The sequence below is a fragment of the Thalassobacter sp. HA4-2 genome (assembly GCF_055693705.1).
The window spans coordinates 2,867,776-2,881,676 of record NZ_JBVFUK010000001.1 but is presented as its reverse complement, the minus strand read 5'-3'; the positions used below and the strand labels follow the sequence as shown (position 1 = coordinate 2,881,676).

At 61.2% G+C, this 13,901-nt stretch carries 15 protein-coding genes and 1 pseudogene; 12 read left to right on the top strand and 4 right to left on the bottom strand.

The window, feature by feature from the left end; all coding sequences use genetic code 11:
• The first annotated feature begins 75 nt into the window (after positions 1-75).
• From rsmI to gshB, 3 genes are read left to right on the top strand one after another with little or no spacing between them, the layout of a single operon-like run.
• Positions 76-924 (top strand): 16S rRNA (cytidine(1402)-2'-O)-methyltransferase, encoded by an 849-nt coding sequence (rsmI, locus tag ACZ1G0_RS14655; RefSeq protein WP_472737615.1) that lies wholly within the window; start codon positions 76-78, stop codon positions 922-924.
• 5 nt (positions 925-929) lie between these two features.
• Complete coding sequence (locus tag ACZ1G0_RS14650) at positions 930-1,283, top strand: YraN family protein (protein ID WP_472737614.1); 354 nt, start codon at positions 930-932, stop codon at positions 1,281-1,283.
• Between the two features lie 56 nt (positions 1,284-1,339).
• Positions 1,340-2,281: a glutathione synthase gene (gene gshB, locus ACZ1G0_RS14645; protein ID WP_472737613.1), complete on the top strand. Its 942-nt coding sequence runs from the start codon at positions 1,340-1,342 to the stop codon at positions 2,279-2,281.
• Here the strand turns inward: gshB and ACZ1G0_RS14640 are convergent.
• From ACZ1G0_RS14640 to cobU, 4 genes are all read right to left on the bottom strand, one after another.
• A complete protein-coding gene (locus tag ACZ1G0_RS14640; RefSeq protein WP_472737612.1) occupies positions 2,278-3,792 on the bottom strand; it encodes a YifB family Mg chelatase-like AAA ATPase in 1,515 nt (504 codons plus the stop codon). The two genes, gshB and ACZ1G0_RS14640, sit on opposite strands and share 4 nt — an antisense overlap.
• Positions 3,793-3,865: 73 nt before the next feature.
• On the bottom strand, positions 3,866-4,558 hold the full coding sequence (locus tag ACZ1G0_RS14635; protein WP_472737611.1) for a glutathione S-transferase: 693 nt from the start codon (positions 4,556-4,558) through the stop codon (positions 3,866-3,868).
• Between the two features lie 58 nt (positions 4,559-4,616).
• Positions 4,617-5,174 carry a histidine phosphatase family protein gene (locus tag ACZ1G0_RS14630; protein ID WP_472737610.1) on the bottom strand — a complete coding sequence of 186 codons (558 nt, stop codon included), beginning with the start codon at positions 5,172-5,174 and terminating at the stop codon, positions 4,617-4,619.
• A complete protein-coding gene (gene cobU, locus ACZ1G0_RS14625; protein WP_472737609.1) occupies positions 5,171-5,710 on the bottom strand; it encodes a bifunctional adenosylcobinamide kinase/adenosylcobinamide-phosphate guanylyltransferase in 540 nt (179 codons plus the stop codon). Before cobU ends, ACZ1G0_RS14630 begins: the two co-directional genes overlap by 4 nt.
• Positions 5,711-5,792: 82 nt before the next feature.
• On the opposite strand from cobU, the gene ACZ1G0_RS14620 reads away from it, so the two are divergent.
• The 9 genes and pseudogenes from ACZ1G0_RS14620 to ACZ1G0_RS14580 all read left to right on the top strand — a co-directional run bounded on the left by ACZ1G0_RS14620 (position 5,793) and on the right by ACZ1G0_RS14580 (position 13,901).
• A complete protein-coding gene (locus ACZ1G0_RS14620; RefSeq protein ID WP_472737608.1) occupies positions 5,793-6,671 on the top strand; it encodes an RNA polymerase factor sigma-32 in 879 nt (292 codons plus the stop codon).
• On the top strand, positions 6,668-7,459 hold the full coding sequence (locus tag ACZ1G0_RS14615; RefSeq protein WP_472737607.1) for a ChaN family lipoprotein: 792 nt from the start codon (positions 6,668-6,670) through the stop codon (positions 7,457-7,459). The genes ACZ1G0_RS14620 and ACZ1G0_RS14615 overlap by 4 nt, the downstream gene beginning before the upstream one ends.
• Positions 7,460-7,507: 48 nt before the next feature.
• A pseudogene (gene coaBC / locus ACZ1G0_RS14610) lies at positions 7,508-8,700 on the top strand (bifunctional phosphopantothenoylcysteine decarboxylase/phosphopantothenate--cysteine ligase CoaBC).
• Positions 8,697-9,167, top strand: coding sequence for a dUTP diphosphatase (gene dut / locus ACZ1G0_RS14605; protein WP_472737606.1), 471 nt, complete (start codon positions 8,697-8,699; stop codon positions 9,165-9,167). The pseudogene coaBC and the gene dut overlap by 4 nt, the downstream one beginning before the upstream one ends.
• Positions 9,164-10,210, top strand: a complete 1,047-nt coding sequence (locus tag ACZ1G0_RS14600) for a HesA/MoeB/ThiF family protein (RefSeq protein ID WP_472737605.1) — start codon at positions 9,164-9,166, stop codon at positions 10,208-10,210. The genes dut and ACZ1G0_RS14600 overlap by 4 nt, the downstream gene beginning before the upstream one ends.
• A 54-nt stretch (positions 10,211-10,264) precedes the next feature.
• Complete coding sequence (locus ACZ1G0_RS14595) at positions 10,265-11,062, top strand: transporter substrate-binding domain-containing protein (RefSeq protein WP_472737604.1); 798 nt, start codon at positions 10,265-10,267, stop codon at positions 11,060-11,062.
• Between the two features lie 44 nt (positions 11,063-11,106).
• Positions 11,107-11,862: an amino acid ABC transporter permease gene (locus ACZ1G0_RS14590; RefSeq protein WP_472737603.1), complete on the top strand. Its 756-nt coding sequence runs from the start codon at positions 11,107-11,109 to the stop codon at positions 11,860-11,862.
• 77 nt (positions 11,863-11,939) lie between these two features.
• Entirely contained in the window at positions 11,940-12,491 is a 552-nt protein-coding gene (locus tag ACZ1G0_RS14585) for a GbsR/MarR family transcriptional regulator (protein WP_472737602.1), read from the top strand.
• Between the two features lie 3 nt (positions 12,492-12,494).
• Entirely contained in the window at positions 12,495-13,901 is a 1,407-nt protein-coding gene (locus ACZ1G0_RS14580) for a cytochrome ubiquinol oxidase subunit I (RefSeq protein WP_472737601.1), read from the top strand.

The following is a 13,901-nucleotide window of genomic DNA, read 5'->3' as shown; positions in this document are numbered from 1 at the left end:
CCATTGGACCTTTACTGTGATGCAAACTATCCAAGGCCGTGGGCCAAGTAAACGCCCTCGGAGGGAGCCAGCCTGATGCGTGATGTAAAGACTTTGGATCCGGGGCTTTATCTCGTGTCGACCCCCATAGGCAGCGCGCGCGATATAACGTTGCGGGCCTTGGATATTTTGGCCTCCGCAGATGTCATCGCAGCCGAGGACACGCGCACCGCACGCAAGCTGATGGATATTCACGGCGTTCCATTAAACGGTCGGAAAATGATTGCATACCACGACCGCAACGGGCCAGCCGCTCGCCCTAAAATCCTTGCTGCTTTGCAAAACGGCCAAAGCGTTGCCTATGTGTCCGAGGCCGGAACCCCGATGATCGCGGACCCCGGATATCAACTTGTGCAAGATGCACGTGGGGTGGGTGCGCGGGTTTTTGCGGCACCGGGCGCGTCCGCGGTGCTGGCAGCCCTTTGCGTAAGTGGTTTGCCGACTGACCGATTCATGTTCGCAGGATTCGCTCCCAACGCTGCCAAGGCACGGGAAAAATTTGTGCGATCAATAGCGAGTGTTGATGCGACGCTGGTTTTGTACGAAAGCCCAAAACGCATTAGGGCTTTGTTAGATGTTTTGGTTCAAGAATTCGGGCGGGAGAGACATGTGGCTGTGTGCCGGGAATTAACCAAACGGTTCGAAGAAGTATGTACGGGAACCTTGGGGAACATCATTGATCGTGCTGACGATATCACGCCAAAGGGTGAATTTGTCGTTGTTCTGGGACGCCCGGTGATCGCTGACGTGACCGACGAGGAGATCGTTGGCGCGTTACGAGAGCATTTGCAAAACGTGTCTCGCAAAGAAGCAATTGCGGGTGTTGCCTCACAAATGGATTTGCCACGCAAGCGCGTCTATAAGTTGGCGTTGGATATGGAGTGAGACATATGTCTGGGATGGTCAATTACTGTGCTGGCGTAGCAGCAGAAGACAGTGTGGCTCGGCACTATGAAGGTCTAGGATATTCGGTGTCCAAGCGGCGCTGGCGTGGTGGCGGCGGTGAACTGGACCTTATTCTCACACGCGACGGTGAATACGTTTTTGTCGAGGTCAAGAAGAGCAAGTCTTTCGCTTTGGCTGCGCAAAGGATTACGGCCGGGCAGACCAAACGTCTATTTCGATGCGCAACTGCCTTTATCGCAACGCTTGCTTCTGGCTTGTCCACCCCCTGTCGTTTTGATGTTGCACTGGTTGATGCCCAAGGCGCGATAGAGGTGATCCCGAACGCATTGCACGCTTAGGCTTGCCAGGCGGTGCTTCTACGGCCATGACACTGTCCGAGTTATAGGAGTCAGAGATGCCCGGAAAAGTCGCTTTCCAAATGGATCCCATCGAGAATGTGGATATTGATGGGGACTCGTCATTTCGTATCGCGCTGGAGGCGCAGACCCGAGGTTGGGAGGTCTTTGTGTATGGGCCAGATGACCTTTGCTACTTTGCAGGTGGTGTTCGAGCGCAGGTAAGGTCGGTCAAGCTTAAGCGCGTAAAAGGGGACCATGTTGCTTTTGGCCCGGTTGTGGATACGGATCTAGCGGAAATGGATGTCATCTGGCTGCGGCAAGATCCGCCATTTGACATGAACTATATCACCTCGACCCACATTCTTGATCGGCTCAAAAGTGAAGTCTTGATCGTGAATGATCCAACTTGGGTCCGGAACTGGCCTGAAAAGCTCATGGTTCTTGATTTTCCCGATCTCACGCCGCCCACTGCGATTGCGCGTGACTTGGACAGGTTGAAAGCCTTCCGAGAACGGCATGGCGATGTCATCCTCAAGCCTCTCTACGGAAACGGTGGCGCTGGCGTGTTTCGGCTCAAGCCAGGCGATAGCAACCTGAATTCCCTGCACGAGTTGTTCAGCGTCCTCAACCGCGAACCCCTGATCATGCAGAAATTTCTGCCTGATGTTTCGGCGGGCGATAAACGCATCATTCTCGTTGATGGTGTTCCGATTGGCGCAATCAACCGCGTTCCCGCCGAAGGAGAGACCCGGTCCAATATGCACGTTGGAGGGCGACCAGAGCCTGTCTCACTCACGGAGCGTGATAAAGAAATCTGCCAAGTTATTGGCCAGCGGCTGAAAGATCACGGGCAGATTTTTGTCGGCATTGATGTGATCGGCGACTACCTGACAGAGATAAACGTGACGTCACCGACTGGCCTGCAAGAGCTGGAGCGTTTTGATGGCACGAACGGAGCTGCCTTGATCTGGGATGCGATTGACGCGCGATTGGCTTAGCTTCCGGGTAGGGCGACCAGGCGGTAGGATAATGCTTCGGCAATGTGAATGCGTTCCACTCCTTCGGCGCCCGCAAGGTCTGCGATAGTGCGCGCCACGCGCAAAATACGGTGATAGCCGCGGGCGGTCAGCCCGAATTTGATGGCGGCCTTATCCAAGATGTCTTGTCCGGCCTCATCTGGGCGCGCGATGTCCATCAGCAGTTCGCCCTCGCAATCTGCATTGACCGAGATGCCCGGCAGGGCGTCAAAACGCGCAGACTGGATGTCGCGCGCGGCTTGGATGCGTGCGGCGATGGCCTTGCTCGGCTCGCCGGTTGGTGCACCCTTCAGGTCAGCAGGTGCGACGGCGTTGATTTCTAGTCGCAGGTCGAACCGGTCCATCAATGGCCCGGAGATTTTGGAAAGGTAGTCCTCGGCACATAATGGAGCGCGTCCGCAGGCGCGATCTGCGTCAAACAGATGCCCGCATCGACAGGGGTTTGCAGCGGCCACCAGCAAGAACTTGCAGGGATAGCGCACGTGGGCATTTGCGCGCGCCACAGTCACTTCGCCCGTCTCCAGCGGTTGGCGCAGAGTTTCCAAGACTTGGCGGCCGTATTCGGGAAACTCGTCCATGAACAAGACACCGTTGTGGGCCAGCGTGATTTCCCCCGGCGCGGCGTTGCGCCCTCCGCCGACCATCGCCGCGACCGAAGCCGTGTGATGGGGGTCGCGGAACGGGCGTTGCCGCGAGATGCCCTGTTCGTCCATCAAGCCCGCAATGGAATGTACGATGGATGTCTCTAGCGCCTCGGACGCGGCAAGCTCGGGCATGATGCCGGGCATTCGGGCGGCCAACATGGACTTGCCAGCGCCGGGCGGGCCGACCATCAACAAGTGATGACGCCCGGCGGCGGCGATCTCCATCGCACGTTTGGCGCGTTGTTGGCCGCGCACGTCCTGCAGGTCTTTTGTTGCAAGGGCGGGTTCTGCGGTGCCGGGGGCGGCGCGGTCAATAGGCACGGCGTCCGTCAGGTGCTGCATCACGGCACTCAGGCTTGTGGCGGCGACGACATCGGTCGCGCCGACCCACGCGGCTTCGGGGCCGCAGGCTTTGGGGCAGACAAGCGTTGCCCCTTGTGCGCTGGCAGTGACCGCCGCTGGCAACGCGCCGGCAACTTTCACCAAGGTACCGTCAAGCGAAAGCTCCCCGAGGGATAGGATCTTTGCCACCTTTTCTGCGGGAACGACACCCACCGCGGCCATGACACACAGCGCGATGGGCAGATCAAAGTGCGCCCCCGTTTTGGGTAGGTCCGCTGGGGACAAGTTGATCGTGACCCGCTTGGCCGGGAATGCGACGCTGATCGCCTCTAGGGCCGCGCGCACCCTTTCCTTGGCCTCGCTGACAGCTTTGCTGGGCAACCCCACGACCGAAAAGGCGGGTAAGCCCGGGGTCAGGGCGCATTCAACTGTGACGGGCTGCGCCTCTAGGCCGTCAAATGCGACGGTCAGCGTGCTGGCTTGCATGATCCGGTCCCCCGAGGATTAACCTTGGTGAACGCTAGCCTGCCAATGGTTTACAGTTCGTAAATGGGCACGGTTAAGCCATGGGCCACGGCGCGCGGGGATATTCTCTCTCGCAACTTTCAATCACACCCTCTTCGGCAAGACCTTGGGCGCGCCACGCTTGAAACGCTGGATCGGCCAAATGGGTTGCGACATAGGCGCGGGTGGTTGGGGCCGTGTCAAAGCCATAGATCGCCAAGCGCACGGCCATGGGTGCAAAGATCGCGTCGGCCAGCGAAAACGCACCAAACAGCCACGGCCCCTCTGCCTGCCGCATATCGCGGGCGTAGGTCCAAAGGACCTCCAACCGGTCCAGTTCCCCTTGCGTTGCGGCGTCGGGTGTCTGGGCGGCGTAGGCGTGGCGCAGGGCAAACGGCCAGTGAGATCGCAGGGTGCCAAAGCTGGAGTGCATCTCGGCGGAAATCGCCCGTGCCGTGCCGCGCGGCTTGGGGTCCTTTGGCCAGAACGGGATGTCAGGGTGGCGGGTCGCCAACTCCTCCGCGATGGCGAAACTGTCGTTTAGGGTGGCACCGTCCGGTGTGATCACCGTGGGCAAAGTGCACGCCGGGGCGAGGTCGGTCATCAGGGCGCGCACCCCATCCTCCGACGCGGGGCGCAACACCGTTGTTGTCACCTGATCGTGCAACCCGAACTTTTCGAACATGAGGTAGGCCGCGAGGGACCAGCTGAAATAGAGGCGATTGCCGATGTAGAGGTGGTAGGTCATGGCGCGATTCTAGGCGCAACATCATACGCGTGCCAGCGAAACAGTGTGATGCAGACCATCACGGTTGGCGATTGGCGTCGTGGGCCACCAACGTCTCGCCGTTCCAATCAATGCGGGTCAGGGACAGCGGGTCGATTTTCTGGGCCAGCGCCTGATATGGCGACTTGCCCGTCGCCCGCGCCCATTGGGTCAGGATCACTCCCATATGGGCCACGACGATAACCTGGGGCAGGTGCAGCAGTCCGGTCATGGCCCGTTCGACACGGGTGGCGACGTCGTTCCAGCTTTCGCCGCCGGGTGCACGATGGGGGCCAGGATCCTCGAAATACTGGCGCAGGGCGGGGCTGTCGATGGCGTCAAAGGGCTGGTTCTCCCACGTGCCGTAGTGGAATTCGCGCAAGGCCGGATCGTGGGGCAGACGCGGGCGCGTGCCTTGCAAAGCGTCCGCCGTCGCAATCGTGCGCGACAGGTCGGAACTGACGATGGGCGCGTCAGGCAGCACCGCCGACAACCGGGCGATGCGGGCGGTGTCCGACAGATCAGCGGGCAAGTCAGTCCAACCGACCATGGTTTTGGCATGGGTCGGCCCGTGACGGATGAACCAGAACTGGGTCATAAAACACCCTCGGGGATGTCGCCTTTCAGGCGCAGGGGCAGGCCAGCCATGACCGCGATGGCCCAGTCCGCCTGCGCAGCGATCTGCTGGTTCACGCGACCTTGGGCGTTCCGAAAACTGCGCGCCAGTTTGTTGTCGGGCACGATGCCTTGGCCGACCTCGTTCGTGACTGCGACCACGGGGGCCGGGCAAGCGGCAAGGGCGGACAAAAGCGCCTGCGTCTCGGTCGCCAGATCCGCCTCGTCCATGAAAACACCGTTCAGCCACATGGTCACGCAATCCAGCAGAACGACCTGATCCGCCTGCGCTTGGGTCAAGGCGGTGGCAACGTCGCGCCCCGCCTCGATCGTGGTCCACCCTGCGCCGCGCATGTTTTGATGATCCGACACTTTCGCGGCCATCTCGTCATCAAACACCTGCGCCGTTGCCAGATAAATCTTTGGACGCGCGGACAGGGCGATAAGTCGTTCTGCAAAAACACTTTTCCCCGATGCCGCCCCACCAGTCACTAGCGTGAGTTTCGGTAGTTTCAACATTTTCTGAACCTTTTTGTGATCCGGCAAGTAAGCCGACCCGTATCACTTGCATAACAAACTGTTCCACAGGGGGACCAGAGATATGGCTTTTGATTTTGGCAGCGACAACTCTCTATCACGTCGCGCGATGAAGGCGGAACTGCTCGACGCTGAAACGGAACTGCAACTAGCCTACGCGTGGCGCGACCAACGCGACGAGGCAGCCTTGCACCGTTTGATCACCGCCTACATGCGGCTGGCGATTTCCATGGCGTCGAAGTTCAAACGCTATGGCGCGCCCATGAACGACCTGATCCAAGAGGCCGGTTTGGGCCTGATGAAGGCCGCAGACAAGTTTGATCCCGATCGTGGCGTCCGCTTCTCGACCTATGCGGTGTGGTGGATCAAAGCGTCGATCCAAGACTACGTGATGCGCAATTGGTCGATGGTGCGAACCGGGTCCACATCCTCGCAAAAGTCTTTGTTTTTCAACATGCGCCGCGTTCAGGCGCGGCTGGAGCGAGAGGCTTTGGCGGCAGGCGAGACACTTGACAAACACCAAATGCGCCAGATGATCTCGACAGAGGTCGGCGTGCCCCTACATGACGTGGAAATGATGGAGGGGCGCCTGTCCGGGTCCGATTTTTCACTGAACGCGACGCAGTCCACGGACGAAGATGGGCGCGAATGGATCGACGCGCTGGAGGATGATAGCACCCAAGCGGCAGAGCATGTGGAGCGTCGCCACGACACGGAAACCCTGCGCAACTGGCTTTTGATCGCTTTGAACGGCCTGAACGAGCGGGAGCGGTTCATCGTCAAAGAGCGTAAGCTGCGCGACGATCCCCGTACCCTCGAAAGCCTTGGCCAAGAGTTGAAGCTGTCCAAAGAGCGCGTCCGCCAACTGGAAGCGGCCGCCTTTGGCAAAATGCGCAAAAGCCTTGAAGGCCAATCGAAAGAGGTGAAAGCCTTCTTCGCATGAGGCCCGTGTTACCCATTCTGACCGCCGCGTTCACTTTGATGAGCGCGGCGGTTTCTCTTGCGGCCCCGTGGGATGTCGCGAGAGAGGTGGATATCGTCATTGTGGGCGAGTTGCACGACAATCCGGCCCATCATGCGACCCAAGCCGCGATCGTGGCGGACTTGGCCCCGTCGGCATTGGTCTTTGAAATGCTGACTCCGGGCCAAGCCAGCGCGCATATTCCGGGCGCGGATGAGGCCGCGCTAGAGGCGGCCTTTGACTGGAACGCTACGGGCTGGCCTGATTTTTCCATGTATTACCCGATATTTAGCGCAGCGCCCGACGCCGGTGTCTATGGGGCTGGTGTGCCACGGGATCAGGCCATGGCGGTCATGTCGATGCCAGTGGAACAGGTGTTGGACGATGCCCGCTTCGGCCTGTCCACGCCTTTGCCCACCGCAGAACAAACCGTGCGGCAGGCCTATCAACTGGCCGTGCACTGTGAATCGATGCCCAATCAGATGTTGCCAACAATGGTGGATATTCAACGGCTTAGGGATGCAAAGCTGGCAAAGGTGGCGCTGCAAGCCTTGGCGGAAACCGGCGGTCCCATCGTCGTTATCACCGGCAATGGCCACGCCCGCTCCGATTGGGGCATGCCGGTGTATGTCGCCCGTGTCGCCCCCGAGGTGTCGATGCTGTCCATCGGGCAACGCGAAGATGGCATGGATCCCGATGGCACCTTTGACCTGCTGCTGGATGCGCCGGGCGTGCCGGGGCGCGGCGATCCCTGCGACGCCTTCCGTTGATCTTGCCCGCTGCGCGCCGTAACGTCGCCCCGAACCAAGGGGGCGAACATGCTGGCGAATAAGCGTATCTTACTGATCATCGGCGGCGGGATAGCGGCGTTCAAGTCATTGGATTTAATAAGAAGATTGCGGGATCAAGGGGCCAGCGTTACCCCCGTTCTGACCCGCGCCGCCGAAGAATTTGTGACCCCTCTGTCGGCGTCTGCCCTGGCGGCGTCAAAGGTCTACCGCGACCTGTTTGACCTGACCGACGAGGCCGAGATGGGGCACATCGAATTGTCCCGCGCGGCGGATCTGCTGGTGGTCGCGCCGGCGACGGCGGACCTGATGGCCAAGATGGCAAACGGGCATGCCAACGACCTTGCGTCTACCCTTTTGATGGCAACGGATAAGCCCGTGATGATCGTGCCTGCCATGAATGTCCGCATGTGGGATCACCCCGCGAACCAGAGAAATCTTGTTACTTTACAAGGGGATAGCATCACAATTGTCGGCCCGGGCGAGGGGGCGATGGCCTGTGGGGAATACGGCCCCGGGCGCATGGCCGAGGTGCCCGAAATCGTCGCCGCGATCACCGCCAAGCTGTCTGACGGCCCGATGAAGGGCAAACATATCCTTGTCACCTCGGGCCCCACCCACGAACCCATTGATCCTGTTAGATATATTGCCAACCGATCTTCGGGCGCGCAGGGGACGGCACTGGCCAAGGCGCTGTTGAACCTTGGGGCGCGGGTGACTTTTGTGACGGGTCCGGCGACCGTGCCGCCACCCCCGGCGCCACCGTGACTCGTGCACAAACCGCCACGCAAATGCTGCGACTCGTGCAAGATGTGGAGCAGGTGGACGCCGCGATCTTCACGGCAGCCGTGGCGGACTGGCGCGTCGTTAACACTTCGGCAAGCAAGATGAAGAAGGACGGCACCGGCCAAGCCCCCGCGCTGGAGTTCGCAGAGAACCCCGATATCCTCAAGACGATCTCTCACGCCGCCAACCGCCCGCCCCTTGTCATCGGCTTTGCCGCCGAGACGGACGACGTGGTCGCCAATGCCACGGCCAAACGCCTGCGCAAGGGGTGCGACTGGATCGTGGCCAATGACGTGTCCCCGGAAACCGGCATCATGGGTGGAACGGAAAACGCCGTGACCCTTGTCACCGAACAGGGGGCCGAGGCATGGCCCCGCATGTCCAAGGACGCCACCGCCGCCCGGTTGGCCGCCCGCATCGCCGAGGCGCTGGCATGACCGCCGTGATCAGTGTCCTGCGCGAAGACTGGGCCGACCCGGATATCCCCTTGCCCGAATACGCGACCCCCGGGGCTGCCGGGGCCGACATCCGCGCGAACTTGCCCGCTGACCAGCGCGTCAAGGGCCTGCGCATCGCGCCCAGCCATCGCCTTTTGATCCCCACGGGTCTGCGGATCGAACTGCCCCAAGGGTACGAGATGCAGCTGCGCCCCCGGTCCGGTCTGGCCCTGAAACAGGGGCTGACGCTGCTGAACAGTCCGGGCACCATCGACAGCGATTATCGCGGGCCAGTGGGGGTGATCCTGATCAATCTGGGGCAGGCAGGTGTGACCATCGCCCACGGCGACCGGATCGCACAGGCGGTCATTGCGCCTGTGGTCCAAGCGGACTTTGCCGAAACCCTAGCCCTGTCTGACACGGACCGTGGCGCGGGTGGTTTTGGATCGACAGGAGTGTCCACATGATTTTGGTCTTTGGTCTGGCGGCGATGATCTGGGGGCTGTGTCATGCAGCGCGGATCCCAAATCAGGCGCGGGTTTTGATGCTGGGCCTGCTGTACGTGGCGGTGCTGGCGATCCAATTCGCCTTTCCAGAGGGCGCGCCCCTGCGCGAGGCTACGGGGGGCAGCCCCTCTGAATGGTTGTTGCTTGGGGTGATCGGCGCGTTCGTCTGGATCTACCGCAAGGGGTTGGGCTTTCTGCGCACCAAGGCCGAGGCCGGAGAGGAAGCGGCCAAGCCCGCCCCCACCCCCGGTGCGTTCTCGGACGTGGAGCTGGACCGCTACGCCCGTCACATCATGTTGCGCGAGGTTGGGGGGCCGGGCCAAAAGGCGCTGAAACAGGCCAAGGTGCTGGTCGTGGGGGCCGGGGGCCTTGGGTCGCCCGCCTTGCTGTATCTTGCTGCTGCGGGGGTGGGCCGGATCGGGGTGATCGACGCCGATGTGGTCGATGTGTCGAACCTGCAACGCCAAGTGATCCACACGGACGAGGGCATCGGCATGCCCAAGGTGTTTTCCGCCCGTGCCGCGATGCTGGCCCTGAACCCGCATATCGAGGTGCGCCCCTACAACCGGAACATGGACGCGTCCATCGCAGAGGAGTTGGTGGGCGACTACGATCTGGTGCTGGATGGGACCGACAGTTTTGCGACCCGGCAGATGGTGAACGCGGCCTGCGTCGCCTCGGGCCGCCCCTTGATCGCCGGGGCCATCAGTCAGTGGGAAGGCCAGGTGACGGTCTATGATCCCGCCGCCGGGGCGCCCTGTCTGGCCTGCGTCTTCCCCGAGGCCCCGGCCCCCGGACAGGCCCCCAGCTGCGCCGAGGCGGGCGTGGTTGGCGCGCTGCCCGGTCTGATCGGTGCCCAAATGGCGGGCGAGGCGATCAAGATCATAACAGGCGCGGGCGAGCCCCTGCGCGGTCGCATGATGATCCACGATGTTCTCTATGGGGATGCGCGGGTCATGCGTATCAAGCGCCGTGCGGATTGTGCGTGTTGCGGGGATGTCTGACTGGACACCGCCCGCCTGCGCGCCATTATCGGATCAAACAAACGGGAGAGTGATATGAAACTGTTGAACCTGCTGGCGGGCCTGACCGCCGCCACCTTTGCCACCACCGCCCTGGCTGCCGACCTGCCCGATCTGGGCGGCAAGGAGGTGGTGATCGCCACCGAAGACGCCTATCCCCCCATCCAGTTCAAGGACCCCAATACGGGCGACCCCATCGGTTGGGAATACGACGCGATGGAGATCATCGCAGAGCGGATCAACATCACGCCCGTATACGAAAAGACCAGCTGGGACGGCATGATCGCCGCCGTGGGGCAGGGTCAGTACGACATGGGTATGACCGGGATCACCATCCGCGAGGATCGCGCCGAGGTCGTTGATTTTTCCGACCCCTATATGAACAGCCAGATGCTGATGATCGTGCGCGGGGACGAGGATCGGTTTACCAACGCCGCTGAATTTGCGGCCAACCCGGATCTGCTGGTCTCGGCCCAGCCCGGCACCACGCCGTTCTATGTGGCGGTTTACGACATTCTGGACGGGGACGAGGCGAACCCCCGCGTGGCCCTGTTCGAGACCTTTGGTGCCGGTCTACAGGCCCTGCGCACGGGTGACGTGGATTTGGCCCTGTCTGACAGCACGGCGGCCAACGGCTATGTCGCGGCCAGCAATGGGGGACTGAAGATCATCGGGGAGCCTTTGGCCAGCGCCGATTTCGGGTTCATCTTCCCCAAGGGCACCGATCCCGAGTTGCAGGCGGCCATGAATGCGGCCATCGCGTCCATGCGCGCGGACGGCACGCTGGACCGCCTGAACACCAAGTGGTTCCTTGAATACAGCCTTGGCGGGTGATCCCATCCGCCCGATCTGACCAGGATTTTCCCTGGTGGCTTGTGATGGTCGCGCTCTTGCTGGGCGCGGCCTTTTGGCAGGTGTATACCGATGATCTGTACGGGCGGGTTCTGACGACCCTGAAACAGGGCCTTTGGATCACCCTGTTCGTGACCGTGGTGGGGTTCACCTGTGCGTCATTGGTGGGGCTGGGGTTGGCGGTCATGAGCCTGTCGGACCGCATCGTCGTGCGCCAGATCGCCCGGTTCTACATCGAGGTGGTGCGCGGTATCCCCATCCTTGTGCTTTTGCTCTATGTCGCCTTCGTGCTGGCGCCCGCGCTGGTGGCGGGCTGGAACTGGGCCACCGGGCACCTTGGGTTGGATCCCATTCGCAACCGCGACTTTCCCATGCTGTGGCGGGCGATCATGGCGCTGGTCATCGCATATTCCGCCTTCATCGCCGAGGTGTTCCGCGCGGGCCTGCAATCGGTGGACATCGGCCAGATCGAAGCGGCCAAGGCCCTTGGCCTGAAACGCTGGCACCGGTTCCGGCATATCGTGCTGCCCCAAGCGGTGCGCATGATCCTGCCGCCCCTTGGCAACGACTTCATCGCCATGGTCAAGGACAGCTCGCTTGTGTCGGTGCTGGGCGTGCTGGACATCGCGCAACTGGGCAAGGTGACGGCGGCGGGCAATTTCCGGTACTTTGAGACCTACAACGTCGTGGCGCTGTTGTATCTGACCCTGACCATCGGCCTGTCCCTGATCCTTGGACGGCTGGAAAACCGGTTGCGCCAGAAAACGGGTAAGACAACCTGACGCACCCCCTGACCCCCGGAAAACCCCCTATCTAGTCTTTCAGAAATTTCTGAAAGACCTGTGCGGGAGCGACCACCATGCAAATGTCACCACTGCAGCAAGAGTTTGTGCTGCACTTCGGAGAGATGGGGAGCCGCTGGGGCATAAACCGGACCGTAGGCCAGATCTACGCCCTGTTGTTCCTGAGCGATGAACCCTTGAACGCGGACGACATCACCAGCGCCTTGGGCGTGTCGCGGTCCAACACGTCGATGGGGCTAAAGGAATTGCAGGCGTGGAACCTTGTGCGTCTGCGTCACCTACAGGGCGACCGGCGCGACTATTTCACTACCCCTGACGATCTGTGGGAAATCGTGCGCACCCTCGTGGCCGAACGCAAAAAGCGTGAAATCGACCCCACCTTGTCCAAGCTGCGCGAGCTGGAGCTGCAAGGCACCCAAGGCGACCCCTACGCCGAGGCCAAGATCGCAGAGCTGCGCGAAATGATCGAACTTATGTCCGGTTTTTACGAAGACATGAACCGGATGGAAACTGAACGGCTGGTACAGCTGATGACACTGGGTGCCAAATTGGGCGGCCTTGTCGAGAAAACCAACCGCCTGAACCCCTTTAGCAAGGCCAAAGGATAGACCATGGACACCCTCATCCTGTCGCGCATCCAATTCGGCGCAAACATCTCGTTTCACATCCTTTTCCCGACGATCACCATCGCGCTCGGCTGGGTGTTGTTCTTCTTCAAGATCCGCTTCAACCGCACCGGCGATGAAAAGTGGATGGATGCCTACCGATTCTGGGTCAAGATCTTTGCCCTGTCCTTCGCCATGGGCGTCGTGTCGGGCATCACAATGTCTTTCCAATTCGGCACAAACTGGCCGGGTTTCATGGAAAAGGTCGGCAATATCGCGGGGCCGCTGCTGGCCTATGAAATCATGACCGCCTTCTTCCTGGAGGCTGTGTTTATCGGCATCATGCTGTTTGGCGCATCCCGCGTGCCGGGGTGGTTGCATACGACCGCGACCTTCCTTGTGGCCTTTGGGACGACCATGTCCACCTTCTGGATCATCGTGCTGAATTCCTGGATGCACACGCCCCAAGGGTTTGAAATGATTGATGGCGTGGCCTTCGCCACCAACTGGTGGGAGATTATCTTCAACCCGTCCATGCCCTACCGTTTTGCCCACATGATGCTGGCGTCGGGGCTGACCGTGGCCTTCCTGATCGCGGGCATCTCTGCCTATCGCTGGCTGCGCGGGGACAGGTCGAAATCCGTGCGGGCGGCGTTGAAAACGGGCGTGACCATCGGCGCGCTGCTGATCCCGGTGCAGATCTTCATGGGCGACCTGCATGGGCTGAACACCTTGGAATATCAGCCCCAGAAGGTGGCTGCGATGGAAGGCAACTGGGAAACCCAAGGCAACGTGCCGCTGGTCCTGTTCGCCATCCCGAACGAGGAAACCCGGTCCAACGATTTCGAGATTTCGATCCCCAACGGGGCCTCCCTGATCCTGACCCACACCCTGGACGGCGAGGTGCCGGGCCTGAATGACTTTGTGGCCGAGGACGGCACGGTGATGCACCCGCCCGTGGCACCCGTGTTCTACAGCTTCCGCATCATGATCGGCACGGGTGTCGCCATGTTGCTGCTGTCGTGGGGCGCGCTGGCCTTCATGGCGCGGCGCAACGCCGAGGGGCGGCGCTATTCGGTGGACATGCTGCCCCGGTGGTTCCTGTTCATCCTTGTGCCCTTTGCCTTCTCTGGCTGGGTGGCCACGCTTGCGGGCTGGTACACGACCGAGATCGGTCGCCAGCCGTGGTTGGTCCAAGGGGTCATGTCCACGGCCGAGGCGGTGGCGGATGTGCCCGCGCCCATGGTCCTTGGCACCCTGATCGCCTATCTCGCGATCTATGCCGCCCTGCTGGTCGCCTATATCAGCGTGATCTTCTACCTCGCCACCAAGGCGGCCAAGGGCGAAAGCGTGCGCCCCGCCATCCGTGGGTCCGGCGAGGCGCAGGTCCAAGTCCTCACCCCGGCGGAGTAA